The sequence below is a fragment of the bacterium genome, from assembly GCA_016699595.1.
Taxonomy (GTDB): Bacteria; Patescibacteriota; Dojkabacteria.
In genome coordinates this window covers 654,747-680,304 of sequence record CP064982.1, presented here as the reverse complement: position 1 = coordinate 680,304, position 25,558 = coordinate 654,747, and the positions used below count along the sequence as shown (strand labels likewise).

The 25,558-nt window shown below is 32.8% G+C and carries 25 protein-coding genes and 2 tRNA genes; 20 read left to right on the top strand and 7 right to left on the bottom strand.

What is annotated here, in order from left to right; translation table 11 throughout:
- Positions 1-144: 144 nt before the first annotated feature.
- The gene (locus IPJ91_03355) at positions 145-327 is read left to right on the top strand and encodes a hypothetical protein (GenBank protein ID QQR93459.1); all 183 of its coding nucleotides are present in this window, start codon (positions 145-147) and stop codon (positions 325-327) included.
- 51 nt (positions 328-378) lie between these two features.
- Here IPJ91_03355 and IPJ91_03350 read toward each other — a convergent pair whose 3' ends face one another.
- From IPJ91_03350 to IPJ91_03335, 4 genes are read right to left on the bottom strand one after another with little or no spacing between them, the layout of a single operon-like run.
- Positions 379-900, bottom strand: a complete 522-nt coding sequence (locus IPJ91_03350) for an HIT domain-containing protein (GenBank protein ID QQR93458.1) — start codon at positions 898-900, stop codon at positions 379-381.
- A gap of 9 nt (positions 901-909) precedes the next feature.
- Complete coding sequence (locus IPJ91_03345) at positions 910-1,497, bottom strand: adenylyltransferase/cytidyltransferase family protein (GenBank protein ID QQR93457.1); 588 nt, start codon at positions 1,495-1,497, stop codon at positions 910-912.
- A gap of 47 nt (positions 1,498-1,544) precedes the next feature.
- Positions 1,545-2,183: a hypothetical protein gene (locus tag IPJ91_03340; protein ID QQR93456.1), complete on the bottom strand. Its 639-nt coding sequence runs from the start codon at positions 2,181-2,183 to the stop codon at positions 1,545-1,547.
- On the bottom strand, positions 2,173-3,315 hold the full coding sequence (locus IPJ91_03335; protein ID QQR93455.1) for an MFS transporter: 1,143 nt from the start codon (positions 3,313-3,315) through the stop codon (positions 2,173-2,175). The genes IPJ91_03340 and IPJ91_03335 overlap by 11 nt, the downstream gene beginning before the upstream one ends.
- 51 nt (positions 3,316-3,366) lie before the next feature.
- On the opposite strand from IPJ91_03335, the gene tsaE reads away from it, so the two are divergent.
- The 5 genes from tsaE to IPJ91_03310 all read left to right on the top strand — a co-directional run bounded on the left by tsaE (position 3,367) and on the right by IPJ91_03310 (position 6,845).
- A complete protein-coding gene (gene tsaE, locus IPJ91_03330) occupies positions 3,367-3,840 on the top strand; it encodes a tRNA (adenosine(37)-N6)-threonylcarbamoyltransferase complex ATPase subunit type 1 TsaE (GenBank protein ID QQR93454.1) in 474 nt (157 codons plus the stop codon).
- A gap of 9 nt (positions 3,841-3,849) precedes the next feature.
- The gene (gene sufC / locus IPJ91_03325) at positions 3,850-4,524 is read left to right on the top strand and encodes a Fe-S cluster assembly ATPase SufC (protein QQR93453.1); all 675 of its coding nucleotides are present in this window, start codon (positions 3,850-3,852) and stop codon (positions 4,522-4,524) included.
- 19 nt (positions 4,525-4,543) lie between these two features.
- Positions 4,544-6,211 (top strand): YifB family Mg chelatase-like AAA ATPase, encoded by a 1,668-nt coding sequence (locus tag IPJ91_03320; protein QQR93452.1) that lies wholly within the window; start codon positions 4,544-4,546, stop codon positions 6,209-6,211.
- A gap of 30 nt (positions 6,212-6,241) precedes the next feature.
- Positions 6,242-6,315: transfer RNA gene (locus tag IPJ91_03315), tRNA-Arg, on the top strand.
- Between the two features lie 104 nt (positions 6,316-6,419).
- Complete coding sequence (locus IPJ91_03310; protein ID QQR93451.1) at positions 6,420-6,845, top strand: single-stranded DNA-binding protein; 426 nt, start codon at positions 6,420-6,422, stop codon at positions 6,843-6,845.
- 59 nt (positions 6,846-6,904) lie between these two features.
- On the opposite strand, the gene IPJ91_03305 is transcribed toward IPJ91_03310, so the two are convergent.
- Genes IPJ91_03305 through dnaA form a run of 3 tightly spaced genes read right to left on the bottom strand, consistent with a single transcriptional unit; the run spans position 6,905 to position 10,104 of the window.
- Entirely contained in the window at positions 6,905-7,900 is a 996-nt protein-coding gene (locus IPJ91_03305; protein ID QQR93450.1) for a hypothetical protein, read from the bottom strand.
- A gap of 42 nt (positions 7,901-7,942) precedes the next feature.
- Positions 7,943-8,743 (bottom strand): helix-turn-helix domain-containing protein, encoded by an 801-nt coding sequence (locus IPJ91_03300; protein QQR93449.1) that lies wholly within the window; start codon positions 8,741-8,743, stop codon positions 7,943-7,945.
- Entirely contained in the window at positions 8,743-10,104 is a 1,362-nt protein-coding gene (dnaA, locus tag IPJ91_03295; GenBank protein QQR93448.1) for a chromosomal replication initiator protein DnaA, read from the bottom strand. Before dnaA ends, IPJ91_03300 begins: the two co-directional genes overlap by 1 nt.
- A gap of 706 nt (positions 10,105-10,810) precedes the next feature.
- Here dnaA and IPJ91_03290 point away from each other — a divergent pair.
- From IPJ91_03290 to IPJ91_03225, 14 genes are all read left to right on the top strand, one after another.
- A complete protein-coding gene (locus IPJ91_03290) occupies positions 10,811-11,629 on the top strand; it encodes an ABC transporter permease (GenBank protein QQR93447.1) in 819 nt (272 codons plus the stop codon).
- A 9-nt stretch (positions 11,630-11,638) separates the two neighbouring features.
- Positions 11,639-11,720 (top strand) — tRNA-Leu (locus tag IPJ91_03285).
- A gap of 76 nt (positions 11,721-11,796) precedes the next feature.
- Positions 11,797-13,323: a translation initiation factor IF-2 gene (infB, locus tag IPJ91_03280; GenBank protein QQR93446.1), complete on the top strand. Its 1,527-nt coding sequence runs from the start codon at positions 11,797-11,799 to the stop codon at positions 13,321-13,323.
- A 113-nt stretch (positions 13,324-13,436) separates the two neighbouring features.
- Positions 13,437-14,156 carry a PIG-L family deacetylase gene (locus tag IPJ91_03275; GenBank protein ID QQR93445.1) on the top strand — a complete coding sequence of 240 codons (720 nt, stop codon included), beginning with the start codon at positions 13,437-13,439 and terminating at the stop codon, positions 14,154-14,156.
- A complete protein-coding gene (gene cysS, locus IPJ91_03270; GenBank protein ID QQR93444.1) occupies positions 14,156-15,550 on the top strand; it encodes a cysteine--tRNA ligase in 1,395 nt (464 codons plus the stop codon). The genes IPJ91_03275 and cysS overlap by 1 nt, the downstream gene beginning before the upstream one ends.
- Before the next feature lie 67 nt (positions 15,551-15,617).
- Positions 15,618-16,340, top strand: coding sequence for a glycosyltransferase (locus tag IPJ91_03265; protein ID QQR93443.1), 723 nt, complete (start codon positions 15,618-15,620; stop codon positions 16,338-16,340).
- Entirely contained in the window at positions 16,337-17,122 is a 786-nt protein-coding gene (locus IPJ91_03260; protein QQR93442.1) for an HAD-IIB family hydrolase, read from the top strand. Before IPJ91_03265 ends, IPJ91_03260 begins: the two co-directional genes overlap by 4 nt.
- A 9-nt stretch (positions 17,123-17,131) precedes the next feature.
- Positions 17,132-17,971: a hypothetical protein gene (locus IPJ91_03255; protein ID QQR93441.1), complete on the top strand. Its 840-nt coding sequence runs from the start codon at positions 17,132-17,134 to the stop codon at positions 17,969-17,971.
- Positions 17,971-19,092, top strand: coding sequence for a bifunctional glycosyltransferase family 2/GtrA family protein (locus IPJ91_03250; protein QQR93440.1), 1,122 nt, complete (start codon positions 17,971-17,973; stop codon positions 19,090-19,092). Before IPJ91_03255 ends, IPJ91_03250 begins: the two co-directional genes overlap by 1 nt.
- 183 nt (positions 19,093-19,275) lie before the next feature.
- Positions 19,276-20,313: an FkbM family methyltransferase gene (locus tag IPJ91_03245; GenBank protein QQR93439.1), complete on the top strand. Its 1,038-nt coding sequence runs from the start codon at positions 19,276-19,278 to the stop codon at positions 20,311-20,313.
- Between the two features lie 23 nt (positions 20,314-20,336).
- Positions 20,337-21,545 (top strand): hypothetical protein, encoded by a 1,209-nt coding sequence (locus IPJ91_03240; protein ID QQR93438.1) that lies wholly within the window; start codon positions 20,337-20,339, stop codon positions 21,543-21,545.
- Complete coding sequence (locus tag IPJ91_03235; protein QQR93437.1) at positions 21,535-22,995, top strand: hypothetical protein; 1,461 nt, start codon at positions 21,535-21,537, stop codon at positions 22,993-22,995. Before IPJ91_03240 ends, IPJ91_03235 begins: the two co-directional genes overlap by 11 nt.
- 11 nt (positions 22,996-23,006) lie before the next feature.
- Entirely contained in the window at positions 23,007-24,029 is a 1,023-nt protein-coding gene (gene gmd, locus IPJ91_03230) for a GDP-mannose 4,6-dehydratase (GenBank protein QQR93436.1), read from the top strand.
- A 4-nt stretch (positions 24,030-24,033) separates the two neighbouring features.
- Positions 24,034-25,557 (top strand): glycosyltransferase family 4 protein, encoded by a 1,524-nt coding sequence (locus IPJ91_03225; GenBank protein QQR93435.1) that lies wholly within the window; start codon positions 24,034-24,036, stop codon positions 25,555-25,557.
- Position 25,558 lies beyond the last annotated feature (1 nt).

The window sequence follows — 25,558 nt, the reverse complement described above, 5'->3', positions numbered from 1 at the left end:
TTACAAAACGATCATTTTTCAATAACTAAAGTAATTATACAAGTTTTGAATATTATGAAATTATTTGTACGGATAGGTCTTGCAAATTATCAGTAATCTAATGTACAATTACTTCAAACAAATCTGTTTGCTTTATTATAACAAATGAAAAATTACTTAATCAAATACTCAAACTATTTTCTAACACTAGGTGCCATATTCTTGTTGATGTACTTTTTAAAACTAGTGCCAAGAAGATTTGACAATGTACCAGAGATTGTAAGATGGCTTACACCTTTGGTCTTCATAATGGTTGGCGTAGCTGGAAAATTTCTCAAAAAAGCCTGAAGGTTGAATCAACTTGTACCTTTTTACTTTTGTGGGATTATCTGCATTTGCTTACAGTGTAGTTTTGTACTTCTTTTCCCACTTTTTTGCATATTTTTCGATTTCACATTCTGAGATAAGTAGATTTTTCATATCTTCAACCTCGTAAATTTCCTCTTGAAAATTCCACTTGCAAAGTTCAGGATTGGAAAACGGGATTAGGTGAATATGCAAGTGATCTGAAACAGTAACTTGAGCTTCGACTCCACCCTCTCTGATCAAAGTCCAAATGGAAGAACTTTTTGAGTCTAAATACTTCTTGAAAAGTTTTCTTGCAATATATTGAAACTTACGAATTATTTGCCACTGAGATTCTGTTAATTCTTTGCAAGATGCTATGTGAACTCTTGGAACTACTAGTAAATGTCCGTCAGTATAAGGATATTTGTTCATTACTAGCGCCATTTCCTCTTCTTCTGCTAAAATGTACTTTTCATTCAAATCACAAAAAACACATTTACCAACAGTCTTCCAGATATTCCCATACCAGTCAGAAGCTCGGGCACTTGTAATTTTTTTTAGGTTGGTACTCATAAAGCTTGTTTAGCGCTCTTTCAAAGGTTTTTCAACCAATTTCATATATTCTTTAAATATATCAGATAATTGAGCAGCGACAGTTCTTTCCAATATCTTTGTAGTTGAAATGGCTGGTGATTGCCTGTCAATCAAAACTACTTCCCCACCATACTTTATGACAGTTTTGTACTCAATCGATTCTTTGTAATCTTTGTTCCAATCTTCTTGAACAGTTTGGTACACATCAGGTTTAAGTAACCCTAAAACTGGTTGACTTGAAGGTTCGTTGACTATAGTTACGAAGTCTACACATCTCAAAGAAGCTACCATTTCAGCTCTAAGTTGCTCTCCCAATATAGGACGATTTGGCCCTTTCAGTCGTTTGATCACTGAGTCGCTTACGATTCCTACTACCAATATATCACCTCTATTTTTTGCTTCCTCTAAGTATCTTGCTTGTCCTACATGTATCATATCCCACGCTCCAGCCGTATAAACTACTTTCTTGTCCTTTTCTCGAAGTTTCTCACCCAGGTCCATAAGGTGAGATTGTGGAATTAGTCTTTTCCTCCAAGTTGGTATAGACTTTTTTTGTGTATTAGATTCTGATGACATAGTGATTTTATTTTACAAAAAGTTACGATTTGACAATAATTACCACTTTAGTTTTGTTGTACAAATATACCCAAATATGCCCAAAGCAAAACTATCATTGGCGTATAAACTTTCTCTCGAATTAGAAATGCCAAGTTAACAAGAAACGCAACAGCTAAAATTGCCATTCTCCAAATATACGGAGAAATACTAAGTAATAATTTATCACCTCCAAACCCATTTGCAACAAGCATACTTGAAACATTAGCAACACTTGCAACTATTAGCCAACCTAAGTAAATTGCAAAAATATTTAAGTTTAATTTTGAATTACCAAGTTTCTTTAGTTCTAAATATGCTAAAGTGACTGAAGCTAAAAGTAAAATTATAACTGGAACTGAAAAATTAATATTCAAAGTGTGCCACATAACAAGCCAAAAACAGTTGAGCAATCCAGATATCATAAATAGTTTGGTAAACTTTGATGAAATTACAACCTTTTCTTTCACGGTAAGAAAAGTTAAATAAAGCCATGTTAGATAAATGACTCCCCAAATGATGAAAGTAAAAGGAGCTGGGGTTATAAGTGTGAAGAACTTATCTGAAACGAACTTAGTTGAATTTCCTGCAAGTGGGAGTGCATTTGCCAGAATATTTAGAAGAATTGTAATTATTGAAGTTGAGAGTATTATATATTTATTTTTCATAGTTTTTAAGTTTAAAATTTTTGATAAATAAACCAACGATAAATATCAAGATTAATACTAACATAATCTGCATGAAAAATCCTTTGTCAAGTAATCCTCCAACTACAAAGATCCCAATTGGATAAATTAAACCTCGTAAGAAATTAATTACCGAGAGATTCGAAGCACTATTCTCAGCTTTTGAATTATCCAAAATTATCTTTTCGCTTTCATTTTCTATTTGTTGATAAAAAGTTGGTCTAATTATTGAAATTATTATTAAAATGAATCGGATATTTATTAAAACTAGAACCAGAGTTGATAAATATATAATATATTTATATCTAGAAAGAAATTCTACTTTATCATGAAAATGGAAATAAATTGCACTTATTATGTAAGCTGAAACCATCAGAATAGTTAATGCGGCAGAATCAAGTCCAATTCTGATAAGTGAAAAGTCATATAAGTATTGATATACAAATTGACAAACAATCATGACAATTGAAATTCCAAGTATTTCTCGAATTGAAATCAACTTTTTGAAAATTGTTAAATAATTTTTTATATTTTCTTTCAGCTTTTTCTTTTCTGATTTAATATCAACCTTATTAACTATTTCGATATCTTTTATAAACAAAGTAACCACAAAAGCTGCCAAAAATCCAATCGCTCGAAGATAATATGGGACATGAATATCAACCATAAAAATCAATCCACCAACTAAAGTTGCGATCACAGTTCCGATTGCTTTGTATTTATTTATCTCCTTTTGAAGTTTACTAAAGTCATAACTTTCTGATTTTGCTGTGTGATATTGCAATGACTGAACGCTTCCTGATAAAAAAGCATCTCCAATTCCCATAATTAAACCTGAGACTAGAAATGCATTGAATGATGGAATTGCTCCCATAACTATATTTCCAATTGCTAAAAATGGAAGCCCGAAAAGTACTGATTTTTTCCAACCTACTTTATCACCAATAAACCCTGTTGGAATTTCGAATATTTGAGCTGTGAAAAACACTATTAGTTCTATAGTTCCAATTTGCTGATTATTTACAAACTTAAGATAATACAAAAGCCAAATACTATTCCAAAAAAGTAAGTTTGTACAAAGTGAAAGTAGTTTTATAAGTTTTATTTGAGACATTATTTACACTAATCTAATTTATTATAACACCTCAAATGCTATAATTTCCTTATGTTACTTGGAACAATTTCAACAATTGAAGATATTTCTCAAATCGCTCAAAAAGTTAAAGAAATATTAAGTGAAAGTGATTTTAGATTATTGTTTTTGTCAGGCGAACTTGGAGCTGGTAAAACAACTTTCGCCAAGAGTTTTTTGAAGTTGCTAGATATTACTGACGAAGTTACTAGCCCAACTTTTGTTTATCTTAAAGAATATTTAGGTAATTACTTGGATGAAAAAGTGAACATTTCTCATTATGATTTGTATAGAATAAATGAATCAACCGAAGATGATGAAAAGCTACAGATTTTGAATCAAATTTCTTTTCTTGATAATATTGGGAATAATTTTGTGCTTGTAGAATGGCCAGAAAGAATAGAAAGCTTGATTTCAAATAGTTTAATCAAATTGCCTAATTTGGCAAAATTGCAAATAATTGTAAATCACGATAATTCAAGGATTTTTGAATTGTCTATGAGATAATATATAAATTTGAATTATTTCCTTGAAATGTTAGTAGTTAAGAATTTAAAAGTAAAACTGAACAGTGCAGATAAAATTATACTAGATGATGTTTCATTTGAACTACACGGAGGTGAAATTATGTCTGTGTCTGGGAAAAACGGTTCTGGGAAATCTACGCTAGTTCAAAGTATAATGGGTAATCCTAATTTTGAAATTGTGTCTGGGGAAATCACTTTTAATGGTCTTGAACTAAATGATTTGACTCCTGATGCTAGGTCGAAGCTTGGTATATTTCTTGCTTTCCAGTCTCCAATTGATATTCCGGGTGTAGATATAGTAAGTTTTTTGAAAGTAATATTTGAGATTCATCATAAGGAAAAAATATCAGTCTACAAGATTCGACAAGTAGTACGCGAGTATCTCGAGATAGTGGAATTAGAGGAAAATTTTCTAAATAGAAACTTAAACGAAGGGTTTTCTGGTGGAGAAAGAAAGAAGTTTGAACTTCTTCAGCTTTTGCTTATCAAACCGAGTCTTATTATGCTAGATGAAGTTGATTCTGGACTTGATAAAGCAGGCGTAGACATGGCAATAAAAGTGATTAAAGACATGAATGTCAAACATAAATCTAGTATTTTGTGGATTACGCATTACGAATCTTTAGTTGAAAAATTGAATCCTAACAAAACGATATACTTTTAACAAAAACTTACTAACTGCCATGATCCGAATCTTCACAACAGCCGTTATTGGCTTAAATGTTCAAATAGTAGAAGTTGAGGTAGATATCAGAGGCGCTATGCCAAAATTTGAAATTGCTGGACTTGCGGGAAAAGCAGTCCAAGAAAGTAAAGAGCGTGTAATTTCAGCAATTCGTAACTCTGGTTTTGAATTTCCAAGTAAAAATATCATAGTCAATCTTGCTCCAGCTGATCTTCCAAAGTCAGGAACTGGATATGATCTACCTATTGCAATTGGAATACTTTTGGCATCTGGCCAAGTAAAAAGCGCAAAATTTGAATCAAGTACAAAAATTATTTTAGGAGAGTTATCGTTAAATGGCGCAGTTCGGCATGTGAATGGAATTTTACCTGTTGCAGATTTTCTTTATTCGAAAAAGTTAAATTTGAAAAATAATTTGAATAATGAATACTTAATTTCAGAAAGTAACATTGAAGAACCTGATGAAAAAAGTAATGAATTAGTGAAAGAAATTGCTACTGAAATAATTCACCTAAATCAAAGCCTAAAGATAAACTATTCAAATGCAGAACTTTTTGTTCCAGAAGTTGACTCAACTGAAGCAGGACTTGTAAAAGAAATAAATTCTTATGGTATAAATTCACTCAAAGAATTTGCTGATTATTTAAATGAACTTCAAGATATTCCTAAAATTGAATTTAATGCAGAACTTGATCAAGACGAAGTTTTTGAGTACGACTTTTCTGCAGTGAAAGGTCAAAAGAATGCAAAAAGAGCGCTTGAAGTTGCAGCAGCTGGTGGACACAACATTTTACTTTCTGGAACTCCAGGATCTGGAAAAAGCTTACTTGCAAAATCTCTACCCTCAATTCTGCCAAAACTAACTTTTCCAGAAGCTTTGGAAGTTACTAGAATTTACTCTGTTGCTGGATTACTTCCCAAAGACAAACCAATTATCTCAATTCGCCAATTTCGTCATCCACACCATACAGCGTCTGATGTTAGTTTAGTCGGAGGTGGAGCATATCCAAAACCTGGAGAAATTTCTCTAGCTCATAGAGGACTCTTGTTTTTGGATGAGTTTCCCGAGTTTAGTCAAACTGCACTCGAAAGTCTAAGGCAACCACTGGAAGACAGGATTGTTACAATCTCTCGAGCAACTGGTTCAATTACATTTCCAGCAAACTTTATGCTTATTGCTGCTATGAATCCTTGCAAATGTGGTTGGCATGGAGATCCAGAAAAACCTTGTGTTTGTACCTCTGTTGATGTTTCTCGTTATCAAAAGAAAGTTTCCGGACCTATTTTGGATAGAATTGATCTTCAAGTTTGGGTTCCTAGAGTAAATTTTGATAAACTTACCCAAGTTGAGCCAGAAGAAAGTTCAAAAGATATAAAAGAGCGTGTTCAAAAAGCTCGCGAAGTTCAACTTGAAAGATATAAAAATAATAATTTAAAAATAGTCCAAAATTCAGAACTTCCGCAAAAAGACTTAGAGAAATTTATAAAAATTGATGAAACTTCAAAAGCTTTACTTAAAAATGCAGTTGAAAAGTTAAACTTATCAGCAAGATCATATTTTAGATTACTTAAAGTTGCAAGAACGATTGCAGACTTGGAACTTGTTGACAGTATAAGTTCAAGTCATGTAGCTGAAGCACTGAGTTATAGATTGCAGCAGGAGTGATAATTTCTCATGATATAATTCGGTATTATTGTCCCCATAGCTCAATTGGATAGAGCATCACTTTGCGGAAGTGAGGGTTGTGTGTTCAAATCACGCTGGGGACGAAATTTCAAAAATTTTCATTGCAACTTCAACTTCGCTATTATAAAATTTAGCAAGAAATATCAAATCCATTACTAATTTTTTCAAGATATTTCAAAAAAAAATTATGGACACACAATTCGATCCCAACAAAGATGTGAACTACGTAATGTTAGTTGGTACTCTACCAAGAGATCCAATTTTCAAAAATGTAGGTGCAAATGCGACTCCACTTGTCAACTTTACAGTTATGACAACAAGAAAATGGGTTGACCCAACCACACAAGAGCCAAAAACAGCTTCAGCTTATCATAATGTTGTAGCCTGGAGAGATATAGCTTCTGCTATGAATGGAAAATTGAAAATGGGAACTAGAGTCAAAGTCAAAGGTGAGCTAACTTCACGATCATGGGTAGATCAGTCTACAGGTCAAAAGCAATATAAGACAGAAGTTTCAGCACAGGAAGTCCTTTTGCTAGGTGATTCTGATGTCGCCTTGGAAAATAACAATGATTCAACGAACGATGTGAATGTAGACGATCTTCCATTCTAAATGAAAATATATAGGTGCGATAGCAAGAGATAAGGAGGCTAATATACATGCCTCCTTTTTCAATAAACGACAACCTTATCCCTTCTTATATCAATCTGTCTATATCCTTGTCCATCGATCTCTAGATGCTCCATGACTTTTGATAATCGAAAATTTTGAACTTCATAAGACTCAAGTATGGAGTATATTTCAATCACACCTTGATTGTCATAGATAAATCTGTTATCAATGATGAAGACATTGTTTTCCTTTGAAGGAACATTCTCTAGAAGTTCTTTGAACTTTTTTATCATTTCCAAATTTATTGTTGCAGAGGAATCAAGGCAAAAGATAGATGGTAAATTTTCTACCTCAAGCAAGCTAGTTTCTGATGTAACAGAATCAGATTTTCTAAGATCATTTATAAATTTGAATGCATCAGAATACATGGTTCTTCTAGATGCCAAAAGTTCTTCGGAGTTTAGAGTAATATTTAAACTATTTGATTCTAATGATGAAGCAATGGAACTAATGTTAGCGATAGCTGATGATGCCAAAGTACTCTCTGTGCTAGTAGAGCTTTGCGACATAGAGTTATTATTTACAGTAACTTCATCTTTCAGCAATGCCCGTAATTTTGGCTCTAACCTATAATTAGGCTGCTCTACAATGTTCATTAACAAAAAATTGCTACTCAATATTGCTGAGTCTTCTTCGCAAAAGATTCTTGCGATAGGCTTAGCCTTTTCGTACTTAATGATTAATTTATTTGGATAAAGTTTGTCAACTTGTATAATACTGACACTTCCAAATTGTTCATCTAACTCAGATTGTAGTTTGGATGGAGATATAAACAAAAATCTTGTATTTTCATATTTCTCTACAACGCTATAGATTTGAGATTTCAAGTTATCATCGTTTCCTTCAAGATCAATGATGCGGATTTTTAGAGCATAGAGACTGTAGAGAAATGCAGAAATCAAGAAAAAGAGAATAGCCAAAACAATTTTTTTGGCTACCAAAACTTTCTTAGTCCCAGGTTTCGATGCAGTTATATTCCTTCTTGTATAATTCATTATAGTTAGTATTGAATCACAAAAAAAGATCAAAATCAAAGACTAAAGACTAATGCTAGTACTAGAGCTTGTTGTAAAAGTAGGCTCCGTTTCATCATAGATGATCTTAAGTTCAATTACGCTACTTTTACCCAACTTGTTTTTTGCTTCGATTTTTAGTACATTCTCGCCTTTATTGAGCATGTAGTTTTCAAACCTAAATTGTCCTGTCGAATTCCATCTAGACAAAGCTCCTTGTATATATAGCTGATCGTTTGGATCAATATTACCTGAGATAGTAATTTGACTTTTGTTTGTAGTTAGGGTTTGTGTGACGGAGTCCTCGTTCATATCTTTCATTGAAAGTGTAATCGGAGAATTTAAGTTCAATTCAGGAGATTCATTTACCAAACGAAATTGTCGTAATCCAAAAAAAACAAAACCAATAGCCAAAATTACCCCAACTATAAATGAAACTTTTGATTTTGTGAAGAAAAACTTTGGTTTTTGAAATCTCTCGATACTAGTAAGCTTTTTATTTGAATTTGTTGAGGAATTTTGACTGACTTTTTGGTCAGTTAATGAGACTTTGTATTTATTACTGCCTTTTTGGATAATTGGTTTTGATTGGATATTAGGATTTTCTCTTCTATCAAGTGCAAGTACATACTCTTCATCTAAGTTTAATAATCTCGCGTAAATTTTGATCCAACCTTTTCTGAAAACCTCTGCCTCGAAAATTGAGTAATCACCAGATTCAATCGCATAAATATATTCTTTACTAACTTTAGACCTAGTGGAGATATCTTCAACAGTTTCCCCAATTTCTTCTCGTTTGCTTTTTAAGTACTGTGGTAGTGTCATTAATTATAAAAGACTTGATTGGTAATTTTTTCAATTCTACTTCGAAGTCCAGCATCCATTTTCATTTGAGTTTCTATTTTATTTCGACCGTGCAAAACTGTAGTATGATCCTTCCTTTTCAAAATTTCTGCAATTTTCTCTAGTTTGAAACCTAATTCTATTGCAAATATATACATAGCGATCTGGCGAGCAAATGCGATATTGGCAGTGCGTCTCTCAGACTTCAATTCCTGTAAACTTACGCCATACTCTGCTCCAATTATTCTCAAGACATCATTCGGGTTGGCGATTTTACGCTCTGAATGTTCTTTTCCCAAAATCGATGCAACTTCCTCACTTGTCAAATCTGAGTCTTTGAGTGATTGCATAAGATTGACTTTAGTCAAAGCACCTTCAAGTTCTCGGATATTTGTAGTAACTATCCGTGCTATATCTCTTAAGATCTCATTTCTTAAGTTGGTTTCAAGATCTTTTTGTTTTTGCAACAAAATAGCGTATCTCGTTTCAAGCTCTGGTTCGCTAATACTAACAGACAGTCCTCCTTGGAATCTAGACTTAAGCCTATCTTCTAAATTCTGGATCTCTTCTGGTGGTCTGTCTGAAATCAAGATAACTTGTTTGTCTGACAAATTCAACACATTGAAAGTATTGAAAAATTCATTTTGTGTTTCTACCCATTTTGAAATCAATTGAATATCGTCAATTATCAACAAATCAAGTTCTCTGTATTTTTTTCGAAAATCAAGAGTAGTTTGTGTTCGAATAGATCGAACTAAATCATTTAAAAAAGTTTCTGAAGGAACATATAGAACTTTCTTAGACAAATCTTTTTCAAGAAAAGATATTCCAATTGCTTGAACTAGATGAGTTTTTCCAAGTCCGGTTTTTCCATATATAAAAAAGGGATTAAACCTGTTTTTTTTGTTCAAAATCGAAGTTGCAGCTGCATGAGCAAGTCTATTGGAATCACCTACAATGAAATTGTCAAAAGTGAACTTTGAATTCAGGTTGCAGTAGCCAAGTTTCGCAGTTAGGTCTGGGTTTGCATTCGTTTGGAAAATAGGAAGCTCATCAACTAAAAGAGTAGATCTATCTTTAGTTGCTAAGTCTACCATGTCAGGATCAACTTCAAACTTAACTTTGAGCAATTTTCCGTAATTTATTGAAAGCAAATCGCTGATAGTTTTTTTATGTTTTGTCTGTAAAATGTTTGAACTAAAAGTCGAATGGGTACCAATTATCGCAGTACCTTCATCAATTTTTTTCAATTCAGTGTACTTGAAAAATCTATTATATGTACTAGGTTCAAGTCTGATTTCAAGCTGAGTTTGTGTTTTTTTCCAAATTGTCGATAAGTCCAAGTTTTAGGTAAGTAAATATCTGTATGTTATAGAACTAACTATTGTCATAAACGAATGATGTAGAATAGCATTTTTCCAAAAAGTTATCCACAAAATTGGGCAGTTTGGCAGTAAAGGCAGTCTGGCAGTCTCGGTGGGGCGTGTAACAGTTGGGCAGTGTGGGATCCCTAAGTTAAAACCACATTAGTTACGATAAATAATGATTGCGCATTTCATTATCGACTAGTCTATACAAAATCCAAATAATTATTCTATAAAAGTTATCAAAAATAATTTTGATCTTTCTTTTAAATTACACAAGCAACTTGAATCCTTCAAGTCTTGTGTGGCAATAAATTGCCTTGAGTAATTTCTAGATTTAGTAACTAAGTTATACTTAAAAGATCCCAATACATTTTTACAAAATTTTTGAAATGATTGCAAGTAAAAAATGAGAAAATTTTTTATTTTGTTTTACAAAATAAAAATGCAAACTTTTAGTCATTATGACTGTGGATTATGCAAACATTGTCAAATTTAAATTTCAATGCAGTGTTTATAAATGTAAAAAATATTCTAAGAATTATGAAAATAATGCTTGGATAAAAATATCTTTTTAAGTTGATTTATATTGACAATCTTAATTAGGTTTGTTTATAAATATACTGATATTTCCCAGAATGGATCTTGTTACATATAAATTTGCTAGATATGCTAAAATACGACGATGTCAAACACTAAAGATTTGCTTAAACAACTCGTCAAAACAAGCTTTAAACTTAGATACAACAATTCTGTTTTGGGTCTGATTTGGGTGATTTTGAAACCGTTTTTGATGTTTCTGATCCTATACTTTGTATGGACAAACCTTTTCGGGAACAAGGAATCATACTTTGCACCTAAATTAATGCTTGGCATTGTGATTTGGACATTCTTCAATGAAGGTGTAATATTTGGAATGAATGGATTGCTTGACAAAGCGTCAATTATTCTTAAAGTTAACTTTAATAGGCAAATTGCTGTCATATCGTCAAGTTTGATGTCAGTAATAAATTTGACAATAAATTTAGTTTTGTTTGCATTTATATTTGCAATTTCAAATACAGCCAAGTCAGAGCATTTCTTAGGTGTGACCAATCCAGGAAATTATTTAATTGGGATGATTCTTTTTCTTTCGTTTCTCTTTGCTTTATACTTGATCATTTTAGGGATTTCTTTTTTTCTTAGCATAATCATTGTGAGAATCCGAGATCTTCAGCATGTGATGGAATTATTTTTTGCTATGTATTATTGGTTGACTCCAGTACTGTTTACTTATGCGTTTGTTGTAAACAGTAATAACATATTTTATGCTTTGGTTATAAATAACCCCATAGGTTGGCCGATCGAGTTTGGCAGATCGTTGATAGTTATGAATCAAAGTTTATCGTCCTCGGTTGTTGGTATTGATAAGTTGGTACTGCTACTAACGATGGGTGTTTTTTTGATAGTTATAGGTAATTACTTTTTCAAAAAGAAAGTAAGTTCAATAGCAGAATATTTTTAAAAGTATTTAGCCGAAGTGGCGAAATTGGTAGACGCGCTACGTTCAGGTCGTAGTCTTTCATCAGGTGCAGGTTCGACTCCTGTCTTCGGTAAACTTGCTTTATAATATCAACTTAGTTTTGACTATTGTCCAATACATTTGCTATACTCACCTTTGTGAAAAATGACATGCAAAGAAAAACTCCAATTGTTGCTGTGATGGGTCATGTAGATCATGGCAAGACGTCTCTTTTGGATTCAATAAGAGGAACAAAGGTAGTAGATACTGAACATGGTGGTATCACACAATCAGTTAGGGCTCATCAAATTGAAGTAGAAAGAGATGGAGAAAGTAGAAAAATTACATTTATTGATACTCCAGGACACGAGGCTTTTCATCAGATGAGAAGTAGAGGTTCTGAAATAGCAGATGTCGCAATTATCGTGATTGCACATAATGATGGGATACAATCGCAAACAATAGAATCAGCAAAGTTTGCAAAAGAGAATAATTTACCAATCATAATTGCACTAAACAAAATAGATTTGCCAGGGGAAAACGAACAAAAGTTACTAACCGATTTATCTGCAAAAGCTGGAGTGAACACTGAAGAATTTGGAGGTGATGCGATCTTGGTCAAGGTATCAGCAAAAACGGGAGAAGGTTTGGATAAATTGCTAGATAGTATATTCCTTTTGTATGACTTGCAGACAAAAGAAGACGCTGACTTAACTGGTAGCCTTGCTGAAGGTATAGTGCTGGAGGCAAATGTTGATAAGTCATTTGGCAATGTTGCATTGGTAATTTTGAAAAAGAGTCAAATTGCTGCAAAAGGTACTTTCTATGTCGCGAATTCCCAGTTTAGTTCAAAAATCAGAACTTTACTGAATTCAAATCAAATTCCACAAGATGTTTTTTTCAGTGGTGATCCAGTATGGCTTGTTGGGCTTGAAGAAACTCCGAATGTTGGACAACTGATTCGTATATTTGATGACAAGAAAGTAGCGGAGAACGAAGTTCAAGATATCCGTGATCGTGAAAGTGAAAATGTAGACTTTTTGGATCCAATTTCAATTCTCAAAAATATATCAAATGCTGCCGAATCATCCAGTGAGAGAAAGAGGCTAAATGTAATTTTGAAGGCAGATACAATGGGTTCTCTAGAAGTAGTTGCACAAGAATTAATGAAACTGAATGATGATTTTGTAGAAGTTGTGATAAAAGAAAAGGGAGTTGGAGAAATCAATCAATCCGAGGTTAGGAGGGCAAAGGATATTGGAGCTATAGTAATTGGGTTCCGAAGTAAAGTTCAAGATGATGCAAATAGACTTGCAAGACAAGAAAGAATTCTTGTAAAATCCTACCAGATAATTTACGAATTAGTTGAAGAATTGGAAGATGCTCTAACTGGGTTATTGGAACCAGAAGAGGAAGAAGTAGAAGTGGCAAGGGCAAGTGTCAAGAATGTTTTTAAGCTTACGAATGGAGATTGGATTGCGGGATGTAGTGTTCAGAAAGGGACTGTAATAAAAGGATACAAGGCTCGATTGGAAAGAAGTGAAGAAATTGTTGGGAAGGGTAAAATCACATCATTGAAGATACTTAAAAACGAGGTCAAAGAAGTAGAAAAAGGAAAAGAGTGTGGAATAATGATAGAGCCTAACATTGAACCTATGGTAGGTGATGTAGTGGTTTTGTACAAAGTTGAACACTAACTAAGAAATGCTCTCATATAAAATACGAATTAATAATTCAAATATCTTCTGTTGTGCCTGACGGCACATACTCTCACACAAACTTCAACTAACTCTTGTTTTATATTTATACAATGAAATACTTAATTATACTTCCACATCCTGATGATGAAACATACTTTGTCACAGGAATGATCCACAAACTAAAAAAATCAAACAATGAAATCAAAATCGTTATTTTGACAAAAGGTGGTGCAGGCAAGAATTATATAAAAAGGACACCCATTCCTTGGGGAAAGAAAATTGCGAAGCAAGACGGAAAGAGTTTAGAACAAATTCGATCTATAGAATTTGAAAATGCTATGAAGATATTGAAAATAGAAAATTATAGATTATTTGATTTTGAAGATGGAGGATTGAACGCAGAAAAATCAAAAATTAAAGATTTAATAATTGAACAAATCGAAAGTTTTAAACCAGATTCAGTCATCACTTATGACAATACTGGAGTTACTGGACATCCAGATCATATAATAGTTTCTGAAATTCTATATAACTTACAAAAGTTAGATAAATTTACTTTCGAGCTATTACTTATAACTGGAGGACAGTTCGAAATACAAAACTTTTGTAAATTGGAAAATTATAAACACAAGTTTGATGCAAACTTAGTCATTCAACTTTCGATTTTTGATACAATTAGAAAAATAAGAGCAATAAATATATACAAATCACAGTTTCCGATTTTGAAAAGAATTCAAATATTTGCAAAGTTTATAATTGATCCAAAAGAATATTTTATAAAAATTATTGACCACGAACCAATTTTCGAGTTTGTGGAATTTGAAATATAATGCTAAAAATCTATAATACACTAACAAAACAAAAAGAAGAGTTTCATGCCTTATACGAAAAGAATTCCGTCCCGTTAAGCGGGACACCTTCTCAAGGGAAGGAATCAGACAGATTAGTTACAATGTATAACTGTGGTCCAACTGTTTACGACTTTGCTCATATCGGAAACATGCGAGCTTTTTTGATGGCCGATATTATCCGTCGAAGTTTAGAATTTCTGGGTTACGAAGTTCATCAGGTTAGAAATTATACAGATGTTGGCCATATGACTATGACTGAAGTTCAAAGGGAACTAAATAAAGAAGCTGAAATAACTGACGCTGAGGATGGTTTAGATCGTATGGACAAAGCTGCGAAGCGAGAGGGTAAAACTGTTTGGGATATAGCTGAATTTTATATCAATGCTGTTGATAAAGACTGTGAAGAGATGAATTTCTTAGCTCCTACAGATAGACCAAGAGCTACAAATTACATCAAAGAACAAATTGAGATGATTCAAGAGCTAGAAAAAAGAGGATTTACTTATGATACTGCTGAAGCAGTTTATTTCGATACTGCGAAATATGAAGAATTTGTAAAAGCTAATTCTGAACTAAAACTATTAAATTATGGAATTTTAACGGGACAAAACTTAGCTGAAAAGAAAACTGCAGTAAGAGATGAAGTGAATGAAGATCAAAACAAAAAAAATCCTGCTGACTTTCGACTTTGGCAAAAAATAATTGGAAATAATTCTGAACATATTATGAAGTGGGAAAGTCCTTGGGGAGTTGGTTTTCCAGGTTGGCATATAGAATGTTCTGCTATGAGTAGATCACTTCTTGGCGAAACTATCGATATACATACAGGTGGAGTGGAGCATATCCCTGTTCATCATACAAATGAAATTGCCCAGTCAGAAGGTTCAAGTTTGCAACCTTTTGCTAAATATTGGATTCATAATGAATTTATTTTAATTGATGGAAAGAAAATGAGTAAGTCGCTTGGGAATTTTTATAAACTTCAAGACTTGGTTGAAAAGGGTTTTGATCCAATGGACTTGAGATATTACTATCTTACTGCAAATTTTAGAAAATCGCAAAATTTTACTTTAGATGAACTTACTAAAACTCGCGAAGTGAGACTGAAATTGGTTGAAAAAGTTAAAAAAATAAATGCTGAAAACCTTTCGCCTCACGATAGTTCGGCACCTTCCTATGAGGAAGGAATAATTAATTTATCTCAAGAAGCTCAAGATCTATATCATGCATTTAAATCTGGAGTTGAAGATAGTTTCAATATGCCAGTTTGTTTGTCAATATTGATCAAAACTATAAATTCTAAATTAGACTCAAAAGAAAAGTTATATTTAATTCACGAGTTTGATAAAGTATTGGGTCTGAGATTTGCATAGTTTACATTAAGGCATTTGAGTGATAGAATTTTCTAGGTACACAAAAAAATTGCATTGACCGAACATTATGAAAAAATTAAATATAATCATACCTATATACAATGAAGAAAGGCAACTTCGAGAACATGTTGAGAAAGTTCGAGAGTATGCATTGAAAAATTTAGGTGAAATGGAATGGAAAATTATAGTAGTTGATAACAAATCTAGTGATAATTCAAACAACATTTGCATTGAACTCAAAAATGATTACAAAGAATTTGAATTCATACGACTCGAGATAAAGGGAAAAGGAATTGCACTAAGAACTGCGTTGGAGCGCTATGACTATGACTATGCATTGATGATGGATTTAGATTTGTCTACAGATATCAAACATATTGCAGAAGCAATGGGTAAATTTGCAGAAGGATATGACATGGTAATTGGCAGTAGATTGACGAAAGGCTCTAAGGTAATAAATAGATCTCTAAAGAGGAGCACCCTTTCAATCATAAATGTAATTTTGATAAAGCTGATAACGAGATCAAGATTCCATGATTTCAAGTGTGGATTTAAGGCTATCAATGTTGATACTGCAAAAAATTTGGTTCCATTGACGAAGGATGATACATGGTTTTTTGATTTTGAGCTTACATTGTTAGCAGAGAAGTTTGGGTACAAGGTATTTGAGCTTCCAGTCACGTGGATTGATGATAAAGAATCAAAAGTAAATGTAAAGAAAGTTGCTAGAGCAGATCTGGGCGGTTCGTGGAGGGTTATGAGGGAGAGGGTGTGGAGAAGTGATAAATGAAAATGATTAATATTCAAAGTTCAGTAAAAAGCAAAAAAGTGCTTGCGTTTGATGCTGATGGAACGCTTGTGATTTCAAAAACCACAATGGATTCAGAAATGGTTCAGGTTTTGGATAAATTACTGGACAAATTCTTAATTGTTATAATCTCAGGGACCAATGCGGAGGTATTTAAAAAGAATATAGTTGACCAATTTCCCAAAAGTGATAGTTTAAAGAATCTTATAATTTGTCCAGTTGTTGGAACACAAAGGTTTGAATTCGATGATAAATTAAATTGGAATAGGGTTTTCTTTGAAGAATTGACAGGAATGGAAAAAGAAGAAAGCATCAAAGCGGTTAAAATTGCAGTAGAAAAATTTAATTTAAAAACTAATGCTGAATGGGGAAATATCATTGAGGATCGAGGTTCACAAATCACATTGTCGACTTTAGGACAAAAAGCACCAGCTGATGAAAAACAATTATGGGATCCAGATTTGAAAAAGAGAAAAGAACTTAGAAACTTCATTGATCCACTTCTCCCGGAAACCATGGAGGCAAAGATTGGAGGGCTGACATCGATTGATATCACAAGAGTAGGCATGGATAAGGCTTATGGAATGAGCATGTTTCTTGAATCAAGGAATCTAAGAAATGAAGATGTTTTGTTCTTTGGAGATCATTTGGAGCCAGATGGCAACGATTATCCAATCAAGTTGATGGGTATCGATTGTGTTGAAGTAGATAGTGTCGAAGACACTAAGACCTACCTAAGGCAAATATTAAATATTAAACATTAAACCAAACTAATGCAAGCACTAGATCAACTAAAAACTCAATTATGTGATGTTATTGAAACTCCGAAATTAACTCAAGAAGAATTTGATAAAGTAAAGAAAAATTACAAAATAGTTTTAATGGCTGGCGGAGAGAGTTCAAGATTTAAAGAAGTTCCAGGAAGTACAGCTACAAATAAATCTGCCTTTACACTTCCAAATGGTGATACTATGATAGAAATGACAATTAGAATGTATGCTGAAGCTGGTTTAAAAGATTTTCTAATTTTAGTTTATCATCATGCATCAAGTATAATTGATCTTCTTGGTTCAGGTGACAAGTATGGAGTGAATATCGACTATTGTTTTGATCCCGAAAAACCAGTAGGAAAAGGTGGTGCAATTCGTAATGCTTATGAAAAGGGGCATCTGAAAAAAGAGGAAAAGTTTATAGTCCACAATCCAGATGATGTCATTCTCAATTATTCTGGGAGCTTTCCTTTAGATATAATCTCAGCCCATGAATATGCAGAATCTAAAGGCTGTGAATCAACTGTTGTAAATGTTTTGGAAACACCTCATCAGTATACAGGTATGATGATAGAAAAGGGATTTGTAACAGAAGTAGTGATGTATCCGATGTTGCCAATCCCAATTCATACCGGTATAACCTTATTTTCGAACAAGGTCTTTGAAAGGTTTAAAATATTTTCATATGATAAACCAACTGACTTTGAGAAAATTTTGTTTCCTATATTATCGAATGAAAGAAAACTCTTTGCAATTGCAATTCCCACAGGTAGTTGGATTGCAGTAAATAATTTAAAAAGTTATAAGGAATTAATTAAGAAATTAAACTTAGAAGAAAAATAATGCATCAAAAAGTAGAAATCAAAAAACTATCAATCATAATCCCTGCCTATAATGAAGCTAAGACGATAACTCAAATTTTGGATGAGGTGAAAGATGTAGATTTGGGTTCAATTCAAAAAGAAATTATCGTTATAAACGATGCAAGTAAAGATGGGACATTAGAAAAACTTCAAGAGGTCAAGAGTAAGTACAACCTGACAATATTGAATCAAGAAATAAATCAAGGGAAAGGCGCTGCATTGAAAAGAGGAATTTTGGCATCAACTGGAGATGTAGTGATAATTCAAGATGCAGATATGGAGTATGATCCACATGAATATTCTAAGCTTCTTTACCCTATTCAAAGAGGAAATGCTGATGTAGTTTATGGTTCAAGGTTCGTAGGTGGGGAACCACATAGGACTTTTTATTATGCAAACAAACTAGCAAATAGTTTTTTGACAACATTTTCAAATCTTATGACTGGATTTGACCTGACAGATATGGAAACTTGTTATAAAGTCTTTAAAGCAGATTTGATCAGAGAAATTGCAAAAGATTTAGAAGCAAAAAGATTTGGATTTGAACCTGAAGTTACAGCAAGACTAAGCAGAATTAAGAATTTACGACTGTACGAAGTTGGAATTTCATATTATGGTAGGTCGAAAGAGGAGGGTAAGAAAATTAATTGGAAAGATGGAGCCAAAGCAATTTGGGAAATTATCAAATATGCAAACCCTCAAAGCACATTTAATCAATTTATTAAGTTTTTGCTGGTTGGTGGCACTGCATTAATTTTAAATTGGATTATTACTGAATTTCTGAAGTCTAGGATAGGGTCATCTGTACTTGGTCTTCCAAACTATTTCATCCCAGTTGCATTAGGATTTTTTATTTCTGGATTATATAATTACTTTCTGAACAAAAGATTCTCATTCGAATATAGGGACAAACCAAATAAATTTGGAAGTTTCGTCAGATTTTGGCTTGTCTTTGGTAGTGGAATAATTATTGCAATTGTCGTCAGTTTTTTGTGGAATGAAGTGTTCAAAGGAAATTCTTTCTATACAACACCAATTAGTTCTGTTGTCGTTTTACTTTGGAACTTTATAGGGCACAAAAAATTTACCTTTAAAAAATAATAAAGCTGGTAGGTTTTCTTTCAAAAATGAATACCGTTTTGAATTTGAGAGTCCTGATAATCAAATTCGTAAAATAAGGCACTTTTAAAATGGAGTTTTTTGTAAAGTAAATACATGCCTTTTTATGTGCGAAATAAGTGTTTTATAACTTACAAGTTTTCTTCGTAAGAAATAATTAATTTAATGTTAAATAAACCAACACATAAACAAATTATTGCCTTACGCAAACAAATTATAATCCTTATATTCAATAAATACTTGGCAAGAGAGCCAAAAGAAGAAGAGCTAAATTATTATCTAATTTCTTCAATATCAATTGAAGAAATTCTAGCATTCGTCTTAAACTCAGAAGAGGCTGTGAATATCAGAAGTAAAAAAGAAATAGATTCGAAGAATGAGACATTGAAAATAACTATACAAAATCAGCAAGATGAAGAAAGGGTCTTATTCAAAAAGATATTTAAATTATTATGGGAGAATCAATATGGAAGAATTGATCGCTTATCGCCAGTAAAGATTCAGTATAATGATCGTATATTGTCACTAAGACTCGATGATATGTATATTTTAGGCGAAATGGAGGCTGGAGCATATGAAATTTTTGATATAGAAAGATTGGTACACAAGACGATTTCACTTGTGGATGTTGGTCTAAATGTAGGACTTAGTGTTGTTAGGTTTCAGGATCAACTACAGAAGTTAGGTTTGGAAATTAATTCATTAACCGGTGTTGAGCCATTAACCTCGAACATTTTACTTGCTAAAAGAAACATAAAAATTCTTGGAATTCAAAAAGCTAATTTACTACAAAAATGTCTTTCAGAAACAGAAGGTAAAAGTGAACTATATTTCCCTAATGAAATTAATACAAATTGGGGTGGAGTACAGTCAAGAGCCTCCGCCAAAGGTTCATTAATTGAAGAATGTTCAAATATAAAGTTCTTAGATTTGCTAAACGAACATACTTTTGAAGATGTCAATATTTTAAAGATTGACATTGAAGGTGCAGAGAAAGACTTATTTGCTACTGATCAAAATGTGCAACTATTAGAAAAGTTTGACTATTTATATATAGAAAATCACGATTGGCTAAATAATGAGGAATATTTCTCTGAAATTGATAGAAAAATTCTTAAACGTGGGTTCGTTCAATCCGTAAATACTGCCAATGTAGTATATAGCTTAACAACAAATAGGGATAAATGTTATATTAAGTATTAACCGTTTTCTGATTTATATTCAGCATGCAAGATAATATAAAGCACGCCATTTCATCAAAGTTATTCTCAAACTTCTTGGTGTTTTTTTTGTTAGTAATTGGATTTTTCACTTTCATAAAGAACTACAATAGTTTGGATACAATTCCTCATGGAATCAATGAATTTCTGGGTAATGGCTATTTTGGCTGGTTTGATCAGGGAGAATATCTAAAAATGGCTATTGATATGTCAGAGTTTACTCTTAATCACGAAAGATTTCTGTATGGTCCAGGATATCCAATAATTGGAAGTATAGGCATCTGGCTGGGTTTGGCTAAGATAGACCCCTTTTTGTGTGGTGGTGTAATGATATACTCTTTATCTATAATAGCTGTATACCTGAGCGTTAAGACATTGCTCAATGAAAGTAAGTATAAATATATATTTTCTCTTATGGGTGTTGCAATTTATATATTTCTTACACCAGTCTTAGAAAATACGATAGTTCCGTGGAACTCGACGATAAATTTGCTTGTGATCTCTATTCTTTTAATTATCACCTCAACCAAGGAGCATCTAACATATAAACTACTTATACTATTTTCCATTCTCACTGCATGGGTCTTCAGTGCTAGATATGTAGATGTAGTATGGTTCTTTATTTTAGTTTTGTTTTACATAATTATTACTGAGTATCAAGATTGCAAAATATTACTGAGAAAGATTCTATTCTTTTCGTTATCACTAATTGTCTTTATAACACCAATTTTGTACCTAAATAAGACCTACTTTGGTGAGATTTATAATACTCCATATATAAATCATAAAGATGAAACTGGTGGAAACGATCAAGAGGTATCTAGATATTCTCCCAAATATATATTACCAAGCTTGCAGTCTATATTTCTTGGGACAAACTCAGGAGTAAATACCAAGCTATTTCCGAAAACTTATGTAAATGAATCAAATATCAATAGTAACTATCCAGGATTAATAATTAAATATCCATGGATGCTTGTTTATCTGATATCAATTGTTTACTTTGTAATAATGAAGAACAAATACCTTTCTATCCTAAATGGTGTTGTGGCAATATCATTTCTTTTTTATAGTTCATTTCCTGCGTTCACCGGGTTTAATGTTATATATGGATGTTTGCATTACACTAAAGCCTGGTTTCCAATTATGATAATCACTACAATTGTTTTTATAGCAGAAGTATTCTTTATAGTTTCAAAAAGAAATGTTAAATAAATTTGTAAAATTAACGACAAGTAAATTATTTATATTAATTATTTGGATAGTTATTTTTGCTTTCGCTTGTTATACAAGATTTGGAACGATTAACTATTATCATGGCTTTTTAAGTGATCAAGGAAGAGATGCATTGGTAATTTCGCATATGAAAGACACGGGACAACTAATTACATTAGGTCCAGCTTCATCTCAAGGAAACTATTCGTTACCTCCATTGTATTATTATCTTATATCTCCAACAGTTTATCTCAGTGATGATCCAAAGATCCAAGTAATTCCAAATGCAGTTTTTTCGTTCTCTACTATATTCTTATTTGGATTGTTGGTTTATTTTGTGGTAAAGGACATGATATCTGATTCGAAGGTACGATCTGAGCTGTTAGATAAATTGTTACTGATTTACTTGCCCATACTATCCTCAGTTTGGTGGTTGTGTCTCGTAAATGATGTCATACTTGCTGATGTAGAATGGAACCCAACGCCGATTCCATTTTTTACGATCAGTTTGTTACTACTAAGTTACATAGTACTCAAGCGAAGTAATCCAAGTCTCTATCTGTGGATACTTTTAGGGCTTGTGACTGCGATAGGGTCAAATCTACATTCAACTACTCTGATGATATTTCCTATGCAATATTTGATAACGGTTGCATACAAAATGATGAAGGATAGAAAGTCCTCGGTTCCTGGCGCTCTAGCTAGTTTACTCATAATTTTTCTTCTACATATACCTTATATATATGCTGAAATTCAAAATCACTTCGTAAATTCATTGAATCTTATTAAGCAGTTGTTCGCAAGTTCAAATAATGAAATCCACACCCTTGATGATCTCCTAAACAATTTTGGGAGAACGCTGTATTACTTGTTTTCCAAATATTTAATTCCAAAAGACAGCTTAGATAAATTCTCTTTATCATTGGGTTCTGGATTATTACTTTTTGTTATCACTGAGTCAAAAAAACTATTCAAAGGTAATGTCATATTGAAGCTCTCGGCTTCAATATTTCTTATTTATATGGTTTTTGCAACTATGTACTTTGGTGACATTCATTTTCATTACCAATATCTTATTACCATATTGGTGATGTTATACTTTATCATCCTCTTGAGGGTATCTATAAATAGCAGAAATTTGCTACTTGGGATTTGCGTAATCTCATTTATTGCCATTTCAATCGGGATAAATTACAAACAAACAATGTCGTATATTGATAATCAATTTACTTCTCAAGACAGTCTATTTGATACAGTTGATATGAACTTTATTATTGATAAAGTCCCGAATGATTCAAATGTCTGTTTGCAAGATAACTACAACGCATTTCATTCCAGTATTGAATATATAGTTAAATTATCTAACAAAGATATAAAAATAAACAAAGAGTGTGCAAATGGATTCTATATGATAAAATGTGAAAACAAAATATTTTATATTATTAACTAAATTTTAAATTTATGTCAAAGAAAGCCTTTATAACTGGTATTACAGGTCAAGATGGTGCTTGGCTTGCAAAATATTTATTATCACTTGGATATGAAGTCCACGGAGGAGTGCGTAGAGTAAGTAATCCATCCTATCCTAAGTTAAAGTATCTAGGGATCTTGGACCAAATAACGATGCATGAATTTGAATTGTCTGAGTTTGAAAATATGAGACAGGTTATAAAAGATGTTATGCCGGAAGAATTCTATAATCTAGCAGCGCAAAGTTTTGTAGGAACTAGTTTCAAGCAACCTCTTACTACACTTGATATAGATGGAGCTAGTGTAGCAAAACAACTTGAGATCTTTAGGGAGTTAAAACCTGATATAAGGTATTACCAAGCCTCAACATCCGAGCTTTTTGGTAAGGTGCAGGAAACACCGCAATCCGAAACCACGCCTTTTTATCCAAGAAGTCCATATGGTGTAGCAAAATTATATGCGCATTGGATGGTAAGAAATTATCAAGAAAGTTACAATATATTCGCTACTGCAGGTATTCTTTTTAATCATGAATCCGAGTTGAGGGGACAAGAATTTGTTACTAGGAAGATTAGCATGCATGCAGCAGCGGTTGCAAAAGGTCAAGATGTTCTTTTAGAACTAGGCAATTTAGATGCGAAGCGTGACTGGGGTTATGCCAAAGAGTATGTTGAAGGTATGCACAAGATATTGCAAGCTGATCATCCAGATGTATATGTGTTGGCAACTGGAGAAACTACTTCGATTCGAGATTTTGTAACCGAATGTTATTTCCATATAGGTATAGAGTTAGTCTGGGATGGCAAGGATGAAAATGAGTTTGCGACAAATAAAGAAGGCGGTAAAGTGCTTGTAAAGGTCAATCCCAAATTCTATAGACCTGCAGAAGTAGATTTGCTGTTGGGGGATGCTGCAAAGGCAGAAAAAGAACTTGGTTGGAAAGCCCACACTAATGCAAAAATGCTTGCCAAATTAATGGTAGAAAGCGATATTCGCGACAAAAAAGATTTTTAAAAACATGGAAAATTCATCAAAAAAAACAAAAGTACTTATCAACATGGCCAATACTGGACACTATGCAAGCGGGATTCAGCAGGATTTATTTCGGGTCATGGAGGCGCTAATACAAGATGACAAGTACGACATCAGTCTACTTTGGTACGATGTTGTGGGTAGACTTGATATTTATAAACTAAAAAACTCACAACATAAATCTAAATCTCAAAAGATCGTTGCAGATTCACAGGCTGTAGCAATTTTGACTGGATCAGACAGTGTGGTTATAAATAGACTCGGCAGATTAGCTAAACTTTATAATAATCTCAAATTATTATCACATGTATATGATGTTTTATTTAAAAGAAGTTTTCAACTAATCAAGATAGACAAGGTTTTCAATAATTTAATAATTGACAAATTCTTGACAAAGGTTATTACAAAAGATGTCAGGGACAAGCTGAGTAATGTTCAGATATTCATAGCTAACTATTCAGATTTTTCCGATATTCAAAGAAGTAGAGTTTCTAGTAAGTTACCTCGACCTAACATTGATACATATGAATTTGATTTCTTCATTACTGCAACTGAAAGAGGATTGAAAGTATCCCCTAATACTAAGCAAATCATACGAGTGTATGATTTGATTCCGATACTGTGTCCAACATATGTAGCAGGAGCATTTCACAGATCAATGTATCAAGATCAAAGCATAAGACAATCAATAAAAACTGGCAGCATTTTTGTCGCTGATTCGGAGCCAGTAATAAAGGATTTTCAAAGCATGTATCCTAATTTAAGGAATGAAAATGCTTTTTCAATTGCTCCTGCTATTTCTGATATATACTTTAACGAAGTGAACGCAACCAAGCTCTTAAACATTATAGAAAGCCGATACAGCTTAAATGTTTTTGGAATCATTGACGATGACAAAAAAGATAAAATTTTAGAACAATTGCAAAACCTGGAATTCGACTATATTTTAACCGTTGGAACTATTGAGCCAAGGAAGAATATTTTGGGAATGCTTAAGATGTATTCGGAGATTGCTGATAAGTATTTTATCCAAAACAAAAGGAAGCTAAAATATATTTATGTAGGTGGATTAGGTTGGATGTATCAAGATATTATTGCTAGCATGAGAAGCCATGTTTTGAAGGGGGAATTCATATTGCTTTCTGATGTAACAAACTCAGAAATCAGAATATTGATGTCAATGGCTAAGGCATTCACTTTTATTTCTTTTGAAGAAGGTTTTGGTATGCCTCCTCTAGAAGCTATGGCATGTGGATGTCCAGTTTTGTCTTCTGGAATTCCAGTACATAAATGGGCACAAGGTGACGCAGCTTTTTATACTGACCCTTATGATATAAAAGATGCAAGCGAGCAACTAATGAAAATATTGACACATAGAGATTCGGAAGAAGTTAAAGAGAAAATAGAGCTGGGATATCTACAAGCTAAGAAGTATTCTCAGTATAACATCAAAAATCAATGGTTAGAACTTCTGGATAAGCTTTCGTCAGAACCTAATTCGAAAAACTAAC

Bases quoted from the DNA above. Each gene is read 5' to 3' on its own strand.
- IPJ91_03265 (QQR93443.1), top strand. From the start codon at position 15,618: ATGAAAAAATTAAATATAATCATACCTATATACAATGAAGAAAGGCAA.
- IPJ91_03275 (QQR93445.1), top strand. From the start codon at position 13,437: ATGAAATACTTAATTATACTTCCACATCCTGATGATGAAACATACTTT.
- IPJ91_03335 (QQR93455.1), bottom strand. From the start codon at position 3,315: ATGTCTCAAATAAAACTTATAAAACTACTTTCACTTTGTACAAACTTA.
- IPJ91_03235 (QQR93437.1), top strand. From the start codon at position 21,535: ATGTTAAATAAATTTGTAAAATTAACGACAAGTAAATTATTTATATTA.
- IPJ91_03305 (QQR93450.1), bottom strand. From the start codon at position 7,900: ATGAATTATACAAGAAGGAATATAACTGCATCGAAACCTGGGACTAAG.
- IPJ91_03350 (QQR93458.1), bottom strand. From the start codon at position 900: ATGAGTACCAACCTAAAAAAAATTACAAGTGCCCGAGCTTCTGACTGG.
- gmd (QQR93436.1), top strand. From the start codon at position 23,007: ATGTCAAAGAAAGCCTTTATAACTGGTATTACAGGTCAAGATGGTGCT.
- IPJ91_03260 (QQR93442.1), top strand. From the start codon at position 16,337: ATGAAAATGATTAATATTCAAAGTTCAGTAAAAAGCAAAAAAGTGCTT.
- IPJ91_03255 (QQR93441.1), top strand. From the start codon at position 17,132: ATGCAAGCACTAGATCAACTAAAAACTCAATTATGTGATGTTATTGAA.
- IPJ91_03345 (QQR93457.1), bottom strand. From the start codon at position 1,497: ATGTCATCAGAATCTAATACACAAAAAAAGTCTATACCAACTTGGAGG.
- IPJ91_03225 (QQR93435.1), top strand. From the start codon at position 24,034: ATGGAAAATTCATCAAAAAAAACAAAAGTACTTATCAACATGGCCAAT.
- IPJ91_03245 (QQR93439.1), top strand. From the start codon at position 19,276: ATGTTAAATAAACCAACACATAAACAAATTATTGCCTTACGCAAACAA.
- IPJ91_03300 (QQR93449.1), bottom strand. From the start codon at position 8,743: ATGACACTACCACAGTACTTAAAAAGCAAACGAGAAGAAATTGGGGAA.
- IPJ91_03240 (QQR93438.1), top strand. From the start codon at position 20,337: ATGCAAGATAATATAAAGCACGCCATTTCATCAAAGTTATTCTCAAAC.
- IPJ91_03355 (QQR93459.1), top strand. From the start codon at position 145: ATGAAAAATTACTTAATCAAATACTCAAACTATTTTCTAACACTAGGT.
- tsaE (QQR93454.1), top strand. From the start codon at position 3,367: ATGTTACTTGGAACAATTTCAACAATTGAAGATATTTCTCAAATCGCT.
- IPJ91_03340 (QQR93456.1), bottom strand. From the start codon at position 2,183: ATGAAAAATAAATATATAATACTCTCAACTTCAATAATTACAATTCTT.
- infB (QQR93446.1), top strand. From the start codon at position 11,797: ATGCAAAGAAAAACTCCAATTGTTGCTGTGATGGGTCATGTAGATCAT.
- IPJ91_03310 (QQR93451.1), top strand. From the start codon at position 6,420: ATGGACACACAATTCGATCCCAACAAAGATGTGAACTACGTAATGTTA.
- IPJ91_03320 (QQR93452.1), top strand. From the start codon at position 4,544: ATGATCCGAATCTTCACAACAGCCGTTATTGGCTTAAATGTTCAAATA.
- IPJ91_03250 (QQR93440.1), top strand. From the start codon at position 17,971: ATGCATCAAAAAGTAGAAATCAAAAAACTATCAATCATAATCCCTGCC.
- cysS (QQR93444.1), top strand. From the start codon at position 14,156: ATGCTAAAAATCTATAATACACTAACAAAACAAAAAGAAGAGTTTCAT.
- IPJ91_03290 (QQR93447.1), top strand. From the start codon at position 10,811: ATGTCAAACACTAAAGATTTGCTTAAACAACTCGTCAAAACAAGCTTT.